Annotated in this window: 19 protein-coding genes; 8 read left to right on the forward strand and 11 right to left on the reverse strand. The window is 52.4% G+C overall.

What is annotated here, in order from left to right; translation table 11 throughout:
• Positions 1-269 precede the first annotated feature (269 nt).
• Positions 270-3206 carry an excinuclease ABC subunit UvrA gene (gene uvrA, locus ACW9KT_RS01725; RefSeq protein WP_457077650.1) on the forward strand — a complete coding sequence of 979 codons (2937 nt, stop codon included), beginning with the start codon at positions 270-272 and terminating at the stop codon, positions 3204-3206.
• Positions 3207-3304: 98 nt separating this feature from the next.
• Here the strand turns inward: uvrA and ACW9KT_RS01730 are convergent, their stop codons facing one another.
• A complete protein-coding gene (locus ACW9KT_RS01730) occupies positions 3305-3838 on the reverse strand; it encodes a hypothetical protein (RefSeq protein WP_457077652.1) in 534 nt (177 codons plus the stop codon).
• 388 nt (positions 3839-4226) lie between these two features.
• On the opposite strand from ACW9KT_RS01730, the gene ACW9KT_RS01735 reads away from it, so the two are divergent.
• From ACW9KT_RS01735 to ACW9KT_RS01750, 4 genes are read left to right on the forward strand one after another with little or no spacing between them, the layout of a single operon-like run.
• Positions 4227-4754 carry an RNA polymerase sigma factor gene (locus tag ACW9KT_RS01735; protein WP_457077654.1) on the forward strand — a complete coding sequence of 176 codons (528 nt, stop codon included), beginning with the start codon at positions 4227-4229 and terminating at the stop codon, positions 4752-4754.
• On the forward strand, positions 4751-5446 hold the full coding sequence (locus tag ACW9KT_RS01740) for a hypothetical protein (RefSeq protein ID WP_457077655.1): 696 nt from the start codon (positions 4751-4753) through the stop codon (positions 5444-5446). Before ACW9KT_RS01735 ends, ACW9KT_RS01740 begins: the two co-directional genes overlap by 4 nt.
• Entirely contained in the window at positions 5443-6378 is a 936-nt protein-coding gene (locus tag ACW9KT_RS01745) for a hypothetical protein (RefSeq protein WP_457077657.1), read from the forward strand. Before ACW9KT_RS01740 ends, ACW9KT_RS01745 begins: the two co-directional genes overlap by 4 nt.
• Positions 6379-6405: 27 nt before the next feature.
• Positions 6406-7797 carry a hypothetical protein gene (locus ACW9KT_RS01750; protein WP_457077658.1) on the forward strand — a complete coding sequence of 464 codons (1392 nt, stop codon included), beginning with the start codon at positions 6406-6408 and terminating at the stop codon, positions 7795-7797.
• A gap of 120 nt (positions 7798-7917) precedes the next feature.
• Here the strand turns inward: ACW9KT_RS01750 and ACW9KT_RS01755 are convergent, their stop codons facing one another.
• From ACW9KT_RS01755 to queA, 7 genes are all read right to left on the reverse strand, one after another.
• Positions 7918-8634: a DUF4142 domain-containing protein gene (locus ACW9KT_RS01755; RefSeq protein WP_457077659.1), complete on the reverse strand. Its 717-nt coding sequence runs from the start codon at positions 8632-8634 to the stop codon at positions 7918-7920.
• A 145-nt stretch (positions 8635-8779) separates the two neighbouring features.
• Entirely contained in the window at positions 8780-9028 is a 249-nt protein-coding gene (locus tag ACW9KT_RS01760; RefSeq protein ID WP_457077660.1) for a hypothetical protein, read from the reverse strand.
• 29 nt (positions 9029-9057) lie between these two features.
• Positions 9058-9639, reverse strand: coding sequence for a DUF4142 domain-containing protein (locus ACW9KT_RS01765; protein ID WP_457077661.1), 582 nt, complete (start codon positions 9637-9639; stop codon positions 9058-9060).
• A gap of 224 nt (positions 9640-9863) precedes the next feature.
• Positions 9864-10523, reverse strand: a complete 660-nt coding sequence (locus ACW9KT_RS01770; protein WP_457077662.1) for a hypothetical protein — start codon at positions 10521-10523, stop codon at positions 9864-9866.
• A gap of 225 nt (positions 10524-10748) precedes the next feature.
• Complete coding sequence (locus ACW9KT_RS01775) at positions 10749-11528, reverse strand: enoyl-CoA hydratase-related protein (RefSeq protein ID WP_457077663.1); 780 nt, start codon at positions 11526-11528, stop codon at positions 10749-10751.
• A 49-nt stretch (positions 11529-11577) separates the two neighbouring features.
• Complete coding sequence (locus ACW9KT_RS01780) at positions 11578-12258, reverse strand: 2-C-methyl-D-erythritol 4-phosphate cytidylyltransferase (RefSeq protein ID WP_457077665.1); 681 nt, start codon at positions 12256-12258, stop codon at positions 11578-11580.
• A 138-nt stretch (positions 12259-12396) separates the two neighbouring features.
• Positions 12397-13446, reverse strand: a complete 1050-nt coding sequence (queA, locus tag ACW9KT_RS01785) for a tRNA preQ1(34) S-adenosylmethionine ribosyltransferase-isomerase QueA (RefSeq protein WP_457077666.1) — start codon at positions 13444-13446, stop codon at positions 12397-12399.
• A 251-nt stretch (positions 13447-13697) separates the two neighbouring features.
• On the opposite strand from queA, the gene ACW9KT_RS01790 reads away from it, so the two are divergent.
• From ACW9KT_RS01790 to ACW9KT_RS01800, 3 genes are all read left to right on the forward strand, one after another.
• Positions 13698-14963, forward strand: coding sequence for an ABC transporter permease (locus tag ACW9KT_RS01790; protein WP_457077668.1), 1266 nt, complete (start codon positions 13698-13700; stop codon positions 14961-14963).
• Positions 14964-15167: 204 nt separating this feature from the next.
• Positions 15168-16031 (forward strand): LOG family protein, encoded by an 864-nt coding sequence (locus tag ACW9KT_RS01795; protein ID WP_457077670.1) that lies wholly within the window; start codon positions 15168-15170, stop codon positions 16029-16031.
• Between the two features lie 135 nt (positions 16032-16166).
• Positions 16167-17342, forward strand: coding sequence for a lycopene cyclase family protein (locus ACW9KT_RS01800; protein ID WP_457077671.1), 1176 nt, complete (start codon positions 16167-16169; stop codon positions 17340-17342).
• Between the two features lie 250 nt (positions 17343-17592).
• Here ACW9KT_RS01800 and ACW9KT_RS01805 read toward each other — a convergent pair whose 3' ends face one another.
• From ACW9KT_RS01805 to ACW9KT_RS01815, 3 genes are all read right to left on the reverse strand, one after another.
• On the reverse strand, positions 17593-18591 hold the full coding sequence (locus ACW9KT_RS01805; protein WP_457077672.1) for an acyltransferase family protein: 999 nt from the start codon (positions 18589-18591) through the stop codon (positions 17593-17595).
• Positions 18592-18959: 368 nt separating this feature from the next.
• Positions 18960-19682: an ABC transporter ATP-binding protein gene (locus tag ACW9KT_RS01810; RefSeq protein WP_457078562.1), complete on the reverse strand. Its 723-nt coding sequence runs from the start codon at positions 19680-19682 to the stop codon at positions 18960-18962.
• Positions 19683-19787: 105 nt separating this feature from the next.
• Positions 19788-20009: a DUF2795 domain-containing protein gene (locus ACW9KT_RS01815; RefSeq protein ID WP_019948259.1), complete on the reverse strand. Its 222-nt coding sequence runs from the start codon at positions 20007-20009 to the stop codon at positions 19788-19790.
• Positions 20010-20037: the final 28 nt, after the last annotated feature.

Here is a 20037-nt window from a genome sequence, read left to right on the forward strand (position 1 = left end):
GTTTGTTAGCGCAGCTTTTTTCCTAGTTGGCATCCAAATAGGCGGTCATGCAGAGCGGAGCGAAGCATCTCGCGTGTTTACTGTGATTAGTAATCCAGCATCAGCACGCGAGATGCTTCGCTCTGCTCTGCATGACGTTTCCGAAAGGTAAATTTTAGTTCCCTCTTAACCCCGTTATATTCTACTAAACCCTCTGGCAAATAAGCTATTCTGGATAGCGAAAGGGAGGAGTTTTGCCTACCTTTGCGGACTTATTCGATTCGCGCTGCATGGCTAAGAAAACATCTGCTTCCGTTACCCCCGTCGCTCCCGAAATTGCCCCCCAGCTTGCTACCACAGTAGCGGCAACCAACGGCCGCGCGGCCGATGTAGAGGCACCTTTCATTGAAGTATACGGAGCGCGGGAGCACAACCTGAAAAACGTTTCGGTTCAGATTCCCCGGGGCAAGCTGGTGGTATTCACCGGCATTTCAGGCTCGGGCAAATCGTCGCTCGCTTTTGACACGATCTATGCTGAAGGACAACGCCGCTACATGGAGACGTTTTCGGCGTATGCCCGCTCGTTTATGGGCGGCTTGGAGCGACCCGACGTGGATAAGATTGAGGGCTTGTCGCCGGTAATCAGCATCGAGCAGAAGACGACTTCCCGCAACCCGCGCTCGACAGTCGGCACCATCACTGAGATTTACGACTTTTTGCGCTTGCTCTACGCCCGCACGGCGGAGGCGTTCAGCTATGCCACCGGCGCCAAGATGATCCGGCAGAGCGACGAGCAGATTATCAACTACATCCTTAAGCACTTCAACGATAAAAAGCTGGTAGTGCTGGCCCCCGTAGTAAAAGGCCGTAAAGGCCACTACCGGGAGCTGTTTCAGCAGATTGCCAAGCTGGGCTTTGCCAAAGTGCGCGTGGATGGGGAACTGCTCGACCTGACGCCCAAGATGCAGGTGGACCGCTACAAGATCCACGACATCGAAATCGTCATTGATCGGCTGGTGGTCAAAACAGAGGATCGATTTCGGTTGTCGGGCTCGGTGCAAAATGCCCTGACGCACGGCAAAGGCACCATGCTCGTGCTGGACCCCGACACCAAGAAAACGCAGTTTTTCTCGCGTTTTCTCATGGACCCCGCCACAGGCATTGCTTATGACGATCCGGCGCCCAACACCTTCTCCTTTAACTCGCCCTACGGCGCCTGCCCTACCTGCAACGGCTTGGGCGAAGTGCAGGAAATCACCGAAGACAGCGTATTGCCAGATAAGAAGCTGAGCATTAGCCGCGGCGGAATTGCCCCCCTGGGCGAGTATCGCGACATCTGGATTTTCCAGCAGCTTCAGCTCATCCTCAAAAAGCAGAAGTTCAGCCTCTCCACGCCCATTGACAAGCTGCCGGAGGAGCTAGTAAATCGGCTGCTCTACGGTATGCCTGAGGACGAAGACGCGGACCCCAAAAAGGCCAACTACACGGAGCCATTCGAAGGTATTATCCCCTTCCTGCGCCGCCAGATGGAATCCGACTCGGAGAACATCCGCGCCTGGATTCAAGAGTACACCCAAGCCAGCGAGTGCCCAGAGTGCCGCGGCTACCGCCTGAAAAAGGAGTCGCTGCACTTTCTGATTGACGGTAAGAATATTGGCGAGCTGTCGGTGATGGATATTGCCCAGCTTAGCGAGTGGTTTGTAGGACTGGAAGAGCGCCTGAGTGAGCGACAGAACGTCATTGGGCGGGAACTGCTTAAAGAGTTGCGCAAGCGCATTGGTTTCTTGCTCGAGGTTGGTTTGGAGTACCTGAGCTTGCACCGCTCGGTGCGCACCTTATCGGGGGGCGAATCGCAGCGTATTCGCCTAGCCACTCAGATTGGTACCCAACTCGTAGGTGTACTGTATATCATGGACGAGCCTAGCATTGGCTTGCACCAGCGGGATAATGAGCGCCTAATCAAAGCCTTGCAGCACCTGCGCGACATCGGCAACTCGGTGATTGTGGTGGAGCATGACAAGGATATGATCATGAATGCTGACCACGTGCTGGACATTGGGCCGGGCGCGGGCATTCATGGGGGGCATATTGTGGCCGAAGGCTCGCCTACTGAAATTTTCAAATCCGGCAGCCTAACCTCGCAGTACCTGAGCGGCGAGCGACACATTGAGCTACGCAAGAAGAAGCGCAAAGGCGAAGGCAACGTGCTGACCCTCAAGGGCGCCACAGGTCACAACCTCAAGAACGTGACCGTGAAGTTTCCACTCGGTAAACTGGTAGCCGTAACGGGTGTATCGGGCTCGGGCAAGTCTTCGCTCATTCACGACACACTGTATCCTATTCTAAATCAACACTTCTTCAACTCTAAGAAAGACCCGCTGCCTTATGCCGGCATCGAAGGCTTGGACCTTATTGACAAAGTGATTGAGGTAGATCAGTCGCCTATTGGGCGCACGCCGCGCTCGAATCCGGCCACTTATACGGGTGTGTTCACCGAGATTCGGAGCCTGTTCGCTTCGTTGCCGGAGGCTAAAATTCGGGGCTACGGTCCGGGTCGCTTTTCCTTCAACGTGAAGGGCGGGCGCTGCGAAACCTGCGAGGGGGCCGGCCTGCGCACCATCGAAATGAATTTCCTGCCCGACGTGCACGTACCCTGCGAAACCTGCAAAGGCCGCCGTTACAACCGCGAGACGCTAGAAGTGCGCTTCAAAGGCAAGAGCATCACTGACGTACTCGATATGACGGTGGAAAAAGCGGTAGAATATTTTGAAAACCAACCCCGGATTATTCGCAAGATTCAGGTACTGAACGAAGTAGGTTTAGGCTACCTAACCTTGGGTCAGCAAGCTACTACACTCTCTGGGGGAGAAGCTCAGCGGGTAAAGTTGGCTACGGAGCTTGGTAAAAAAGACACCGGTAAAACTTTCTACATCCTCGACGAGCCTACCACTGGTCTGCACTTTGAGGATATCCGCCACCTGTCTGATGTGCTGCAAAAGTTGGTGGACAAAGGCAACACCGTTCTCATCATCGAGCACAACCTCGACCTGATTAAAGTAGCCGACCACGTTATCGACCTTGGCCCAGAAGGCGGCGGCGGGGGCGGTACCATCGTGGCCCAAGGCACGCCGGAGCAAGTGGCTAAGGCTGGCAAAGGCTACACTGGGAGGTTTCTGGCCGAAGAGCTGAAAGTGAGCAAGTACGCCGAGGAAAAGACCGCCCTGTAACGGTATCGGGTAGGTTTTCAAGTAAGCTAGCCATTGAACAAAAAAGCCCCTCATGCACTGCGTGGGGGGCTTTTTGTGCGGTACACAGGGCTCATAACTTAATGCGACACCTCAGATTGAGTTGTGACAAAAAGCGGAGTATTCTGTCCAGCAATAGTAGCGTACGTGGTCGTTCCCACCGGCTTCCCGTCAATTAACAACTCACAAAGTACCTGATACCCTATACCAGAGTCAGCAGGTGAGGCCTGCTCCTCCCAAATGGTGATCGTAATCTTCGGTCTGATTACCTCAGCATAGGTGAAAATAGGAGGCAACTGTACTTCTTTGAGCGCAGAAGTTACCTCCTGCTCATGATGCTGGGCGCTGGCCTCCATGAGCTTGTAGGAGGAGGTTCCCTGGGGCACAACCCGTTCGTAGTCTACCGTGATATTGGGGGAGATAGTCGGCAGTTGTAAAGTGTCACCTAAAGCTTCAAGATGGTAGCGCACCGCGACGGTATGCGCTTTGAGTGGGGCTGCTACCACCCGCACGGGCTCGATTGGCTGGGGGGCATTTTCTTCCTGGTCGCAACTAGTAGCCAGTAGGGCAAGGGCGGCGAATGAGAGCATTCGCAGAGTGGATAAAGGCAGCATAAGAGTAGTAGGAAAAGTGGAAGAGGGTTAGACCTAAATGCAGAGCTCTGATTCTAGCTGTAAGCGTGCTTCTCGGGAAATGGCGTTACCGATGACTTTAGGAGGTAGCGGCTGCTGGGCGGGCAAATGGGCTTAGCTTCTAAACCGCTTCCGAACTGTTGGCTGGTATGCTAGAGTGGATGCAACCTCAGGAATGGTTGGTCGAGCTCAGATAATTTTTTTCGACCCTGTTACTTCTTCCTTCTCGCCCGAAATCCCTCGCTTATTAGGAAGAGATGATGGGGCCCGTGGCTTGGCAGGAAAAAATATTATTCCCCTCGACCAACCTTCTGGATTCAGCTGTACACTTTAAGCTGAAATTCACCCTAGCCACTGCATCTCCTTGTATTTGCCCCCCGAAGAACAGCGCTTACTGACTGCGTGCTTGATCCAGGATCGGCAGGCGCAGTATCAGCTGTACCAGCGCTACAAAACGGCTATGTTCTCCACGGCACTGCGCATGCTGGGGCACAACCGGGAGCTAGCGCAAGATGCTTTGCAGGAGGCTTTTGTGGAAGTATTTCAGCATCTGTCCGACTTTCGGCAGCAGTCCACCCTAGGAGCCTGGATTAAAACCATCGTCGTGCGGCGGGCCTTACTCACCCTGCGGCGTGAGCACCGCATGGAGGTCTACGACCAGGACCGCCACCCCGAGCCCCTAGTGGCTTGGCACGACAGCTTGACCGGCGAGGCCCTGGACAAAGCCATCAGTGAACTGCCTGCGGGCTATCGGGCCGTGTTCTGCTTGATAGAAGTGGAAGGCTACGCTCACCGCGAAGTAGCCGAATTGCTCGACATCACGGAGGGCACCAGCAAGTCGCAACTCTACCACGCCAAGCGCTTGCTCCAACGCAAACTACAGTACCTCTACACATGAATCAGACCCCCGAAACACCTGAGGCCGGTGGTCCTAACCTCCAACGGGCCCTCAGCAACTTACCAACGCACGAGCCCGACCCAGCTACCTGGTCACGAATCGAAGCCCAACTCGCGGCCGATGAAGAGCTTACCCGCGTGGTGCCTACGCTTTCCGCGCACGAACCCGACGAGATTCTGTGGGATGCCATTGCCGCTCGCCTTGATGAGGCTGCTCCGGCTGCCGTGCCCCTTGTGCCAGCAGAATCAACGAAAGTGCGGCCCCTTTGGCCAACTCGTACGCTCCGCCATGTGATGGCTATTGCCGCTAGCCTATTGATTCTGTTGGGCGTGTGGTGGCAGCAGCGGACCGTTGAGCCTGTAATAGCTTCTGCTGTTCGTGAGACGCTGGCTGTGAGTGAGGAGGAAGTAGTCACGCCGATGCCCACATCCGTTGCCGTTTCAGCGGACCCACTGGAGCAGGAAGGCCGGTCATTTATTGATGCTCACTGCTCGTCGTTACCCACCGTTTGTCAGTCGGGCGAATTCAAATCCTTACGCACCCAGCTAACGGAGCTGGAGGAAGAAGAAAAGCAGCTGCGCCAAGATGCTCGCCGCTTCGGAGAGTCGCCGGAGCTGCTGCGCCAACAAGCCCAGCTCATCACTATGAAAGCTACCATCACGCGCGAGCTGGTTCAACTCCTTATCTCATGATGTTTCTCTTCAATTTACCTCGAATACGGCTGCGCGGTTGGCTGCTGGCTGCGCTGTTGGCGCTCCTGCTTCCAACGGCCCAAGCTCAGCAGAAAGTGAAAGTCGTAACGCGCACTCTGGAGCAAAGCTGGGACTGCCCGCCAGGCACGACGGTCACCATTCAGGCCGAAAAAGCTACTGTGCGCGTGCAAGGCTGGAATAAGCCCACCGTTCAGGTAGTACTACGTCTGAGTGCCCGCCACCCGGAGCAGGGAGTAGCCGAGCAGGATTTGCCCGTGGCGCGGTATCGGCTACAGCAAACGGGCAATGCTATTTATCTGGTCAATTTTTTTACCCTGCCAACGGGTGCCCCCGCCGTGCGCAGCGACTTGCGGGCCGAGTACACCGTGCTGATGCCGGCCGGCAACCCCGTTCAGATAGTGAACACTTATGGCCAAACAGAGCTGGTCGACCTCACGGGCCAGCAGGAGTTAGAGCAAAGCTTCGGCAAAATTATGCTGCGCAACCTGCGTGGCAATCTTACGGCCACCGCTCGCTACACCGACCTGACGGCTACCAACCTGCTAGCCAACTTCACGTGCGAGGCCAATAAATCGGCTATTCAACTTGTCGGGCTGGGCGGGGAGTGTAGCGTGCGCAATTACTACGGCAGCGTCCGGGTTCAGCCCACGGCAGCCTTACACAAGCTCACGGTAGTCGCCGACCGCACGGAGGTCGTGATTAGTGCCCCCCAACCCGACTTGTTCTCCTACCAACTAAGCGTGCAACAAGGCGCCCTGACCGTTCCGTCCGGCTACGCATCGGCCAAAAAAGGCAGCTCTAGCCGTGGCTCACTGACGGTATCGACAGATGCGCCGCGCCGCATTGTGCGCGTGACGACCTCCTATGCTCCTCTGACTTTGCAAACGGAACCCCTGGCTCCCCAATTCTAACTCAGCTTATCTTACACGTCTACCGCTATGTTCTGCTTTCACTCCTTCCGCAGCTATCGGCACCTGCTTTGGGTAGGCCTACTAGCCATCACCTGCGTCCGGGCTTCGGCCCAAACTACTCCTGATAGTACGCGCTTGAGCTACAGCGAGGAGGAACTGACGGCGCCCATTGCGACTGACCCGCTGCGAGTACAGGCCGAGGACCGCAGCTTATGGAAGCTAGGGCTGAACAACTTTACGGTGAGCAACAGCCTGATTGGCCAACGTCAATACTACACCCGCTATGGCATACACTTGGCCTACGAGCGCCGGCTCAAGAGTCCTGCTTGGACGCTACTGGCTGAGGTGAGCCCCGCCCTGACGCACTACCGCGCCGAGCCCGGCGCGGACCTCGTGCGGGGGTTGGCAATACGCACCCAAGTAGCTGGTCGCTACTATTATAACATTGAGCGGCGCCTACGCTTGGGGAAGAACACTACGAACTTCTCGGCCAACTACGTATCGGTGGCGTTGGGTGCGGGTACCGGTTTAAATCGGCCCGCCCGGGATACACCGTTTTACTTTCTCACTAACAATCAGCGCCGGGTAGCCGCAGACGCCGCGATAGTGTACGGGTTGCAGCGCCGGTTGGGAAGGTATGGATTTATCGACGCAAACATTGGCGTAAGCAGCTATCTGTCAACGCCTGCTCCAAGGTTTGCCATTAGCAACAGCCTTCGCATTGGCTTGGCTATTGGCTCTCAATCGGCGGTAAATTATTCACGCCGAGTCATTCCCGTTGATACCGACGAGGCGCTGCAACCAAAGGCATATGCGGGATTTCAGCTGGGAGCCTACCTGTACCGGGTGCGCTATTCGGACGATAACCCGTACCGGGGGGCAATTCCTCCCCCTAAAGCGGGAGTTGGGACTTACAGCCAGGAAATACTGATGCCTTATGCCTATGTGGGTTACTACGTGTGGCCGCGCCTAGCCGTGCAGGTAGGCATGCAGCGGCAGCGGGAAGAATTCCGCGGTAATGCCACCGACTTTCCCGGGCTTTCCAGAGATAGTATTACCAACAAAAATGACCTTGCCTTGCCCGTTATGCTACGCTATTCGCTCACGCGCTCTTTCCTGAAGCGCTGGCAGTTCGACGTGGTGGGTGGACTAGTGCCTCATTGGTCGTCGGTGCGCTTTCAGGAGCAAGAGTTTATCAACGAGGAGCTTACTACTGAGTATGACTTTCGGCGCAGCGCCTTTGGCATGCATGCCTCCGCGGGTTTACAAGCGAGCTACGGGTTTGGGCGCCGCCGCCGGCTCCAAGCCACTACCGAGTGGGTACTTACCAAAGACCTACGCTCCAAATTTCAGAGCGGCGACCCTCTGCAGTGGGGCTTTAGCTTTATTGGTTTGCGCTACCGCTTTGGCTATCAGTAAGTAACTGTAATCAATAAATGAGGCTTGGCAGAAGCGTAATTTGAATGTGTACACCAGCAAAAAAGCCCCCCAGAAATACTCTAGGGGGCTTTTTTAATAATGAAGAGAAGCTTTTGCTGCTTACATTTTCATGTTAGCGTGCTGCTTCGATGTATCCAAGTGCTTCTGAATCACAGGGGTAGTCTTCGTGATGAAGCCTTGCAAGTCAGCGTCCTGAGTCATGGTTTTGTGGGCCTGCATGGTGTTGAGCGTCTTCTGGTGGTCGGTTACCATTTGCTGCAAGAAGCGCTGCTCCAGCTGCGGGCCCGAGAGCGTCCGCATCTGAGCGGCAATGGCTTTGTGCTCAGCATCCATGTCGGTAGGCAGCGTTACTTTCTTCTTAGTAGCAATAGCCTTCAGCTCTGCCGTCGACTTCGTATGGTCCGTGATCATCATATTCGCGTGGTCTTTAGCCATGCCAGTCACGCCTTTCTCAAGCACCAAACGACTGAGTTGAATCTCGTTCTGGTCGCTGTGCGCAGCCGACTTCATGAACTCTGGGTCGTCTTTGTGCGGCATTGTGGCCGTGGGCTGGTGGGCTGAGTCGTCGCCATTAGCATTCATGCCAGGGTCGGTGCCAGCATTAGCGGCTGAGCTTTCTGCCGACGTATCGGAGGGCATGTTGGTAGTAGCGCCAGCCTCGCCGTCAGTAGCCGAGTTCATGTAGTTGTCGCCGGCGTTGCCGCCAGCTTCTTCTGAGTCGGTGGGGTTGTTGGTGGTTGCGGTTTTTTCGTTGCTGCAAGCGCCGGTTGCCAGTAGCATACCTGCAAAAAGCAGACTCATGATAGAACGTTTCATAGCGGTAGGAAAAGGGGGTGGAATGGTTGAGCTTGTAATGAGAGAAAAGAGGTCTGCCGCCAACCATCAACTTAACAAGTCAGCGATTGGCGGCAGGAATAGCCTGAGCAGACACTCAGAGCTGGTAGTGTACGGTTCTGATTACTTAAGGGTTCGTAGTCGTCGAATCCATGGCGGCCGAATTGGAGTCGGGCGTCACTGTTGGGCCGGCGTTGTTGTCAATGACGGTAGCATCGGCTTGCACGCCACCTTGCTCAGCGGCCTTCTCTTGGTCAACTACGGCCTCGCCGGCAGTGCCATCGGTGCGGGTTTCAGTGCCCCCGCAGCTCGTCAGCGACAGAGCGGCGAAGAGGGTAAGTGCGGGAAAAATGCGGTGTTTTGGGAAATGAAGCATACAAGTGAAAAATCAGGTATAAAAATGAACTAGGGTAATTTCTCTATTTCGTCTTCCACGGTGTCTACATCTTTCAAATGCTGTTCAAGCGTGGGTAAAAACTTAGCGGCGAAGCCCCGGATGTCGCCATCGTAGGCTTCTTTACTCATATCTTCAAAGGCATCGATGTCGTTTTTGTGCGACTCTTTGACCGCCGCCACAAATTGCTTATCAAACTGAATACCCGCCACAGCGCTTAGCTCCGCGTACTTGCTCTGCTGGTCCTTGCCTAAAGCATTGGGCAGCACAAGATTCTTTTGCTGGGCCAGATTCCGCAAGGCTGTGTTTACCTGGCCGTGTTGCTGTACAAGGCGCTGGGCGAAGTTGCGCACTACAGGCGTTGCAGCCTTTTGCTGGGCTAGCTTGCTCATCTCCAATTCCAACATTCCGCTCACGGCGGCATCCACCATAAATTCCGCGTCGCGCTCTTGGCGCTCAGTCACGGCTGCTTCCTTGATGCGCTTTTCGTTCTGAAACTTGGCATCTGCCACGGGGTCTTTTTGCCCCGCACCCGGCGAGCAAGCACTCAGCGCAATACAGCATCCAAAAAGCAGAAAACGGGCAGAAGCCATAAGGCACAAACAGTTAAGAATATTGAAATACGCTTCTGTCTATACGGGAGCCTCGGCAGGTAGTTATCAAAGTCCAGCTACGGCCTGCTGTTCAGTGGGCATCAGTACATTAAAAGCTGGGGGGCATTTTCAGCGCGGAAAATGCCCCCCAGCCTCTTTGGTCCTAATCGTACCGGCTTTGTGACAAGTACTGTGAAGCAGCCTAGCTTGATAGAATTGCGCCTTTACCGCTTGCTTCGGTATCCAAACCCAAACAGCGTATGCACAGCGATATTGGGCACTACGGCCGTGCCGCCACCTGCCAGCGGCATACGAGCCCACGCCGCAGTCAGCTTGGCTTCGGGCCGAAAAAACCAATGTTCCGCCACGCCAAGAGGCGGGCCTGCGGCCACTTGCAAACACAAGCCAGAAATATGGTAGCCACCTCCCAGCAAGCTCCGCACGGGGTTGATAGCTTGCTCTCTGATGCGACCCTCGGGGTGGCCAATCACCAGCCCTATTCCAACGCGAAAGGTGTTAGACATTTCAACCCAAGGCAGTGAACGGTTCACCAGCACCATATTATAGCCATGCGATACCTCGAAGTGCTGAATCTCGGGCGGCGGGTTTTGCAGATACAGCTTGTGGTGCACCAGCTCTGCGCTCCACTGCTTATAGCCTAGCCGATAGGAATAATAGGGCGAGCCATGCCATGGGCGAGTGCGGTAGCGAGCCCTAAAGCGGATAGTCTCTTCACCGGGCTGCTCTATCCGTAGGGTCGACGGCAGGCTCCAGGCGGTACCGCCAAAAAACTCCGCAGTCAGACCCTGGGCCCGCGTCTTCAAGCTGCTGGCTAGCAGCAGCGCACCCAGCATTGCCAGTATCTTCTTATGCTTTGCCTCCATCACCAATGGCTTGTTATACCTGCGAAAAACTAGGCCTATTCAAGAATGGTAATCCTAAAAACCACCGTGACTTTTACGGCTTGGTTGCGGCGTGCGGCTGCGCTGTAGACTGCGAATTTTTACTGGAAAATGATTAAGTCGTCCTTCAGCTACAGCAACCTATTCGCAAACAAAGACGCCACTCCGTTTCCAGAATGGCGTCTTTACAAAGAATGCGGCGATTAGTTAAGCTCCGCGAAATTGAGGCTTGCGCTTTTCGAGAAAGGCCTGTACACCTTCTTTATAGTCATCCGATTCACCGGCAATCTGTTGGCAGTAGGCTTCATAATCCAGCATCTCGTCCAGCGTCGAGGCGCTGGCTTTATTGAGCATCTGCTTGATCAGGCCAATTGATTTGGTAGGTGCCGCCGCATAGCGGGCAGCCAGCGCATAGGTAGCTTCGTCCAACTGGTCTGGCGCTACTACCTGGTTTACCAGCCCCAGGCGCAGCGCTTCGTCCGCCGACACCTTAGACCCCAAGGTGCACAGCTCAAAAGCCTTCAGCGTGCCCACAGTACGCGGCAAAAAGTAAGACGAACCCGAATCGGGCACTAGGCCAATATTAATAAATACTTCAATCAACGAAGCGTCGGTGGAGGCAATTAGCGCGTCGCAGGCTAAAGCCAGGGAGCAGCCAGCGCCCGCTGCTACGCCATTCAACCGGCCAATAATCGGCTTAGGCAAGCTGCGCATAGCCCGAATAATAGGGTTGTAACGCTTGTGCAATGAATCATAAAAGGAGCGTTTCTCTTCACCCTGTGCCGCCTTCAGATCCTGACCAGAGCAGAACGCCCGGCCCGCACCGGTGAGTACTACGGCGCGCACGGCCGCGTCGCGGGCCACCTGCTTCAGCGCATCCTGTAGCTCGTAGCTCTGTGGGTCGTTGAAAGCGTTGAATACGTCGGGCCGATTCAGGGTAATGGTCGCGACGCCGTCGCGCACGTCGTAGAGCAGGCAAGTGTACATGAGGTGGGAAGGAGTTAGAAAAAATAGAAATAATGGCTGCGTCTCGCGCTTATATGCTGCGCAGAATAGCTTCGGCCAGCATCAAATCTTCGGGAGTCGTGATTTTAAGGTTGCGGTAGTCGCCGGGCACTAGGTGAATAGGGTGGAGGTCTTCCACTACGCTGGCGTCATCGGTAAAGGTGGGCAGCTCGGGTAACTTATATGCCTTGCGCAGTAAGTTTAGCTCGAAGCACTGGGGCGTCTGTACTAAGCGCAAACGCGACCGATCCATGGCATAGGAGCCTTCTTTGGAAAGCCCGCGTACCGAATCTTTGGGAGCTACGGCGGCTATGGCGGCGCCATGCTCGGCGGCGGCCACAAAGGTGCTCTCAATAACTGCCGCCGATACCAGCGGCCGTACCCCATCATGCACCGCCACGATACCTTCCGTAAATGCTGACAGATGATTTAGTCCATTGCGCACCGAAGCCCAGCGCGTAGGCCCACCTCCAACTACCGTATGCGGAATCGAGACTTGATGCCGGGCGCAGAGGTGATGCCAGGTATCAAACTGATCGGGGGGCAAAACCAGCACGTACTGCTGAATATTGAGGCTGGTTTCGGCAAAACGCCGAAGTGTATGCAACAGCACTGGCTCGCCGAGTAGCTCCAGAAACTGCTTAGGCTGTCCTGCGCCCATACGTGTGCCACTGCCGCCGGCTACGAGTATAGCAAATCTAGTATCAGGCATGATAGGAAATGGTGAAGGGTAAGGGGCGACTACGAAGCAGTATCTGCAACAAAAAAAGCCCGGCCACCAAAGGTAGCCGGGCTATCTGAAAGGCTCACCAAAACAAGGTTTCACCTTTCACTTTTCATATTTCTAAACTTACAGAATCAGCATAGCGTCGCCGTAGCTGAAGAAGCGATACTTCTCCTTGATGGCTACTTTATAAGCTTCCGCCAATAGGTCGTAGCCGGCGAAGGCAGCCGTCATCATCATCAGCGTGCTCTCCGGGGTATGGAAGTTGGTGAGCAGGGTATTCGCGATTTTGAAATCGTACGGAGGGAAGATAAAACGGTCGGTCCAGCCCTGGTTAGCCTTCAGGCGGTTGTGCGCGGATACCGACGACTCCAACGCCCGCATGGTAGTAGTTCCTACCGAGCACACGCGCTTTTTAGCGTCCAGAGCCTTATTTACAATTATAGCTGCCTCGGCCGGAACAATGAAGTTCTCCGAGTCCATCTTGTGCTTGGTCAGGTCTTCTACGTCCACGGGACGGAAAGTGCCCAGACCCACGTGCAGCGTTACGGCCGCAGTTTCTACGCCTTTAATTTCCAGGCGCTTCAATACTTCGCGGGTGAAGTGCAAGCCAGCGGAAGGAGCTGCTACGGCTCCAATGTGCTTGGCATAAATAGTCTGGTAGCGCTCTTTGTCGGCCGGCTCCGCATCGCGGGTGATTGCCTCGCGGGGTAGGGGCGTTTCGCCCAAATCGTGGAGGGCTTTGTAGAACTCCTCATCGGGGCCATCAAACAGAAACTTGATGGTGCGGCCGCGCGAAGTAGTGTTGTCAATTACCTCAGCTACCATGTCGCTCTCGCCGAAGTAGAGCTTATTGCCCACCCGGATCTTACGGGCCGGATCAACCAGCACGTCCCACAGGTGGCTTTCCTTGTTCAGCTCGCGCAGCAAAAATACTTCAATCTTAGCTCCCGTCTTTTCCTTGTTGCCATAAAGCCGGGCCGGAAACACTTTCGTGTCGTTCATCACGAATACGTCACCGTCGTTGAAGTACTCGATGATGTCTTTGAAAATTCGGTGTTCGATTTTGCCAGTATCGCGGTGTAATACCATCAGGCGCGACTCGTCGCGGTTTTTGGCCGGGTGCTGCGCTAGCAGGTTCTCGGGCAGGTCAAACTTAAACTCGGACAGTTTCATGGGCGGATATGGGCAATAGAGGGGGAAGCTAACGAAAATTTGAGGGGGCAAAAGTACGTAGAATGGGCGGATTAATCGTTATTTTTCGCCCGGAATCGGTGTGAGGCTACTTCAATACCAAACAAGCTAAATTGTTAAATGGCTGTTGATTAAATACTGATGGCTGGGTGCCAGCACTCGTCAGCAGCAGAAATAACAAATCACTGCCCATAGTCATCCCCTTTTTCTGCCGCCTTCTAACTTTTTGCTCCATGCTCGCCCTGCGTCTGACCCTGGAAAGCTTCCGCTTCGCGTGGCAAGCCCTCAAATCCAACTTGTTGCGCACGACTTTGTCGCTGCTGGGCGTTACGGTGGGCATTTTTGCTATTATCGCCGTGTTCACCGTCGTCGATTCGCTGGAGTCCAACATCCGGCAGAGCATGGACTTTTTGGGCGAGAAAGTGATTTATGTAGGCAAATGGCCTTGGAAGTTTGATCCGGCCCAGCCATGGTGGAAGTATTTCAACCGCCCGGTGCCCACCCAGCGCGAGTTTCGGGCTATTCAGCGCAACCTCAGCCCCGAAAGCAACCGAGGCATGGCCCTAGTGGCCAATGCTGGCGGCAATACCCTTAAAGCCGGCACAAACAGCGTGAGCGACTGCAACTTGCAAGGCGTGAGCTACGATTTTCAGCAAGTATCGAAAGTGGTTATCGGAGAAGGTCGCTATTTCACCCCCCAGGAGATAGACATGTCTCGGAACGTAGCCATTATTGGAGCCGACATTGCCGAAAACCTATTCAGCGGCGGCTCGGCACTAGGTCGTGAGTTTACGGCTCGTGGGCGCAAGTTCACGGTTATTGGTGTGATGAAGAAAGAAGGTAAAAAGCTCATTGATACACCTAGCAACGATGCCAACTGCATGATTCCCTTCGGCATGTTCAGTCAGGTTTTTGCCATCAACAACGGCTCGGGAATGGGGGGCGTTACGCCCAGCATTATCGTGAAGGGCCGCGAAGACGACCAAAACCTAGCTGACTTGGAGTCAGAGCTGCAGGGAGTGCTGCGCAATATCCGTGGACTCAAGCCCCGCGAGGAGGATAATTTTGCCCTGAATCGTCCCGAAATGTTCGGCGAGCTTATCTCCAAGCTGTTTTCTGTGATTGGCGTGGCGGGGGCCGTTATTGGCAGCTTTGCTATGCTGGTAGGCGGCTTCGGCATTGCTAACATCATGTTTGTGTCGGTGAAAGAACGCACCAATATTATCGGGATTCAGAAGTCGCTGGGGGCCAAAAACTACTTTATTCTATTTCAATTCCTGTTCGAAGCCATTTTCCTGTGCCTAATTGGCGGGGCGGCGGGCATCTTTCTGGTTTTTCTTATTACACTTATTCCGCAGGAGTCCTTGCCTTTATTTCTCTCCGCCGGCAACGTGACGCTGGGGCTCACCGTATCGGTGGTCATTGGCATTTTGGCCGGTATTATTCCGGCTGTGCTGGCTGCTAACCTCGACCCAGTTATTGCTATTCGCTCGAAGTAAGCAGCACAGTAACACGGAGTAATTAAGCTCCTTCCCTTGCGCAACAGCGCCAAACCCTTATCTTGCGCGCCCCGCTTTTGGTCGGGGGCAGCGGTCTGCTTTTGCCCCCCAGACATTTCCTCAATTCTCTTTTTTTATAAATACGCCTGCGGCGCCATCTGGCGCTTCCCAATTCCCACCCAGCGGGCTCACAAGTACAGTACTATGACTAAGCTTAAAAAAACCAGTCGGACGAAAAGCCAAGACGAAAATCTGAATGCCGGCAGCGGCCAAACCATTAGCCAGCCGAACGTAAACGATAATAAGGTAACCTCCATCAGTGAGATTCGGGAGCAGACCAGCGGACAGCGCACCCTACAGCTCGACGATGAACAGCGTATTCGCCGCGCGTTTGTAGACAAAGACTGGAACGAGATTAAGATTGCTGACTCATGGCAGATCTTTAAGGTGATGGCCGAGTTTGTGGAGGGCTTCGAGAAGATGAGCAAGATTGGACCTTGCGTGTCCATTTTCGGCTCAGCCCGCACCAAGCCCGACAACCCTTACTACCAGATGGCCGAAGAAATTGCGGCCAAGCTCGTGCGTCACGGCTACGGCGTAATTACGGGTGGTGGCCCAGGTATCATGGAGGCGGGTAATAAAGGTGCCCGCTCTGAAGGCGGCCGCTCAGTGGGGCTCAATATTGAGCTACCCTTTGAGCAGTTCAATAACATCTACATCGACCCCGACAAAATCATCAACTTCGACTACTTCTTTGTACGCAAGGTGATGTTTGTGAAGTACGCGCAGGGCTTTATTGGTATGCCCGGCGGCTTCGGTACTCTGGATGAGCTCTTCGAAGCAATCACGCTAATTCAAACCAAGAAAATTGGGCGTTTCCCGATTGTATTGGTGGGCACGTCGTATTGGAAGGGCATGTTTGAGTGGATTGAAAATGTAATGCTGCACGAAGAGCACAACATTTCGCCCGAAGACATGAATTTGGTGCAACTCGTAGATGATGCCGCTTCGGCCGTGAAGATTATCGACGATTTTTACTCCAAGTATCTGCTTTCACCAAACTTCTAGGCACCAGTACAACTGGAAGCCTACGAGAGCTGGCCAGCGCCTTGCTAGTAAACGCAGTAAGGCGCCAAAACAAGCTCAGAGATTAAGCCGTTATTTGAACCGGCGGCGGAAATACTTCCGTCGCCGGTTTTTTGTGTGTCCTTGCAAGCTGATTTCGACTACATAATAGCGGGTGGTGGGGCCGCCGGGCTTAGCCTGGCGTATGCGCTAACGCAGGAGCCACGCCTGCGCGATAAGCGCGTACTGCTGCTAGAGCCGGCCGCCAAAGATCAAAACGACCGCACCTGGTCGTTCTGGGCTGATGCGCCCTCACCATTTGATAGTATAGTGGCCCACGAGTGGCAGCAACTGGCGTTCCGTAGTCCAGACTTCGAGCAGGTTTTTCCGCTCAAGCGCCACCGCTACAAAATGATTCGCGGGCTGGACTTCTACCAATTTGTGCATGCCGCTTTGGCTGCTAACCCGCAGTGCACTTTGGTGCGGGCTACGGTAGATAAAATCGAAAATTTGCCCCCCAGCAGTGTTGTAGCGCATACTACGGAAGGAAAGTTTACGGCTCAGTATGCCTTCGATAGCCGTCCGCCCCACATTGATAAAAACCCCAGCCAACACCGCTACTTGCTGCAGCATTTTGTAGGCTGGGAGGTGGAAACTGATCAGGATATATTCGATCCGGCGACGGTGGAGTTTATGGACTTTCGGGGGCCGCAGCACCAAGAGCCACGTTTTATGTACGTGCTGCCCTTTAGTCCGCGCCGGGCGCTGGTAGAGTATACCCTGTTTTCGGGCGCGCTGCTGCCCAAAGCTGCGTACGAAGCTGCCATGCACGACTATCTGACTATTACGCTTGGGGTGAAGCAGTATCGGGTGGAGGCGGAAGAAGTAGGCGCTATTCCCATGACCGATCATCCGCTGCCCGCCCGGCAGGGGGCAAATATTATCAATTTGGGTACTCGCGCGGGCCGCGCCAAACCAAGCACTGGCTACGCCTTTAAGCGTATTCAGGCGCACACCCAGCGTTTGGTAGAAGCATTAGCGGTCACCGGTGCCCCACCCGCCGACCTTACCGGTGACCAATGGCAGTTCCGCCTGTTCGATACCTTACTGCTCGATATCATGCAGCGCCAAGGCGAAACCACCCGCGACATATTTGCCGAAATGTTTCAGCACAACCCCGTGGAGCGCATCTTCGACTTTCTGGATGAGCGCACCTCGTGGGTTGAGAACTTTCAAGTCATGAACTCAGTCACGCCGTGGCCCTTTCTGCGCTCTATTGGCCAGGTGCTGCGTGGCCGGCCAGGACAACGTTAATCTATTATAAAATAGAACGAAAATTTTTATTCAAAAGATATTTGAAATTTTAACAAGGTTAAAATTTCAAGTTAATAGAAAGTGAAAGATTTTATATTGTTTTCTCTTTCAAACTTTGCGTTGCTTGATAAGTAAAATAAAATTACACTCTCACTTTTTTTATTGGATATAATCCTCCGATTTGTAAATAATTTTATAAATATGAAGATTATTTCTTGGTAATATATTGCTGTTTTAGGTAATAATTTCATTATATATTTATAACAGTGTATAATTTGCTTATAGCTTTTTGGTAGTAGATTGAAATTATATAAGTTGCTATTAACGCTATAGAAGTCAGTGCAGCTATAGGCATGTTTTTAAGATATAATAATGAGAGCATTAAAACGAACACGTGCAAAAGATACAGTGAGAAAGATATAGATCCTGTGAAAATGAAGAATTTTTTTACTTTGTCGATATTTAGCATGTAAAGCCAAACTGCTATGGATGAATAGCCTATTAAAGCTGGAACGTCATTTATCATCTTTCCTATGAAATTTCCTTTCATAGCCAATGTGCCATAAATTATACAATTTAAAATGCCTATTAATAAAACATAAATAGGATTTTTATTAAAATTTATTTTATAATTATTTTTATGAAGTTTGGCAGCGATAACCATTCCTAGCGCGAATTCCCATAAATATTGCAAGAAAAAGCTTTGCCAGGTTCTCTCTCCTTCTTTACCTAAATAAACAACTATGGCTATCCAAATTAGACTTAGGATGGAGCATACTAATATGAATTTTTTTGTATTTAATTTTTCATACATAAACACTAATAGGTAGAAAACAATATAGAACTGTAGTATCATAGAAACAAACCACAATTGATATCCATATGAAGACATGATATCGTTATCAAACATTTTGAATAAAAAAATATGGCCAGCAATTGTATAAAAAGAATTTTCATAGACCGGAATAAAAACTGAGATTAAGGCTATTATAAGTACAGCTGTGATGTAAGGTATATATACTTTAACGCCTCTTCTTTTAAGATAATCAAAATATGGTAGGGGGTTATTTAAATGTGATAAATACATTCCTATAGCTGATAACAATATAAATAAATGAACGCCTGCTCCTCCAAAAATTATAAAATTATCGAATGGATAAGGGAGGTCAAACTCTTGTAAAAAGTGGAATATTATTATAGTGAAAATTGAGTAACCTTTTAAGAATTCTATAATTTCAAGTCTTTTCATAACCAAAGCATTTTTTATTCATTGAACAAACGAACGTAATCGTTTTAATTATTTGCCAACGACAAATATGTGGTCAATTTTAAAACTGCGCTAGAAAGTGCGGAAGATATCATATCAAGAGCGGTTTATGTTTTGAAATTGAAAGTAAGAAATAAAAGCGGACAATCAAATTTTGTGTTCTGCTTAGTCTAAAGCTAATTTGTAACTACAATATTTTCTAGGAATAGGCTGCAGTTTTTATGTAGTTTCAATGTAGGCTATTTTTGTTATTAAGAAAACTTAGCTTCTTTACCTAGATAATAGGTAACAAGTTGATTTTAAATCAAGACAGATTTAATAAGTGAAACGAATTATTGTGAAATGATCTATCAAACAAGCTCATTCCACAAGCCCTCCTCACTTTCCAAGTACGCTTTTGCCTCCCTCACGTTCTCAGGAGTTAGCACCTCTAGCTGAGGCTGAGGAAGCGATAGATTGAGTAAAAATCCTGTCAAGGGGGGCAAATTATCAAGGTCGTGGGTGATGCAAAGCACGGTTTTGCCGGCCTCCAGCACCCAGCTCTGAAGCAAATCGAACACGCGGCGGCGGTAGTAGACGTCCAATTGCTGCGTAGGCTCGTCGAGCAGGTAGAGCTGAGCGTCTTGTAACGCCAACTGAGCCAGCCATACTAGTTGCTGCTCGCCGCCGGAAAGCAAAGTAAAGTCGCGGTGGGCGAGGTGGGCGGCGCCCACGTGGGCTAAGGCCGCATCGGCTAGAGCGTAGTCGGTCGGGCCGTAGGCGCTGAGAAAGCGCTGGTGGCGGAAGCGCCCCATCACGACTAGTTCGCGCACTTCAATAGGAAAGCTGACAGTGTTGCGCTGGGGTAAGTGCGCGAGCAAGCCAGAGGCTGCTGCCTGCCGCTCAGCTCGTAAGTCGTGGCCGAATATGCTCACGCTGCCTTGGTAAGGTATGCGCCCCGTTAGGGCCCGGAAAAGGGTGCTCTTGCCGCATCCATTGTGACCTATAATGGCGACAAAAGCAGGCACTGGCACCGACAAAAAAAGGTTGCGGAGTAGAACGCGCTGTTCGTACCCCGCAACCAGATTCTGTATTGTTAAAGGAGCTGAGAGTAGAGCGCTGGCGGTTAGAGTAGACTGATTATCGGGTGTACCACGTATCAAATCCATCCTAGCTTTCGGGCGCTAACTCCTTACTTCTTAATACTCGTCTTCATTAAACATGAAGTCTTCTTTAGTCGGATAATCCGGCCATACTTCTTCAATGTTTTCGTAGGGCTGGCCGTCGTCTTCCAGTGCCTGCAGGTTCTCCACCACTTCCATCGGGGCACCCGAGCGGATGGAGTAATCAATCAGTTCATCCTTGGTGGCGGGCCAGGGGGCATCTTCCAGATAGGAAGCAAGTTCCAGAGTCCAATACATAGTGGTGTGCGACAAAAAAAGTGGGCAA

The sequence above is a fragment of the Hymenobacter sp. HD11105 genome (assembly GCF_054051685.1).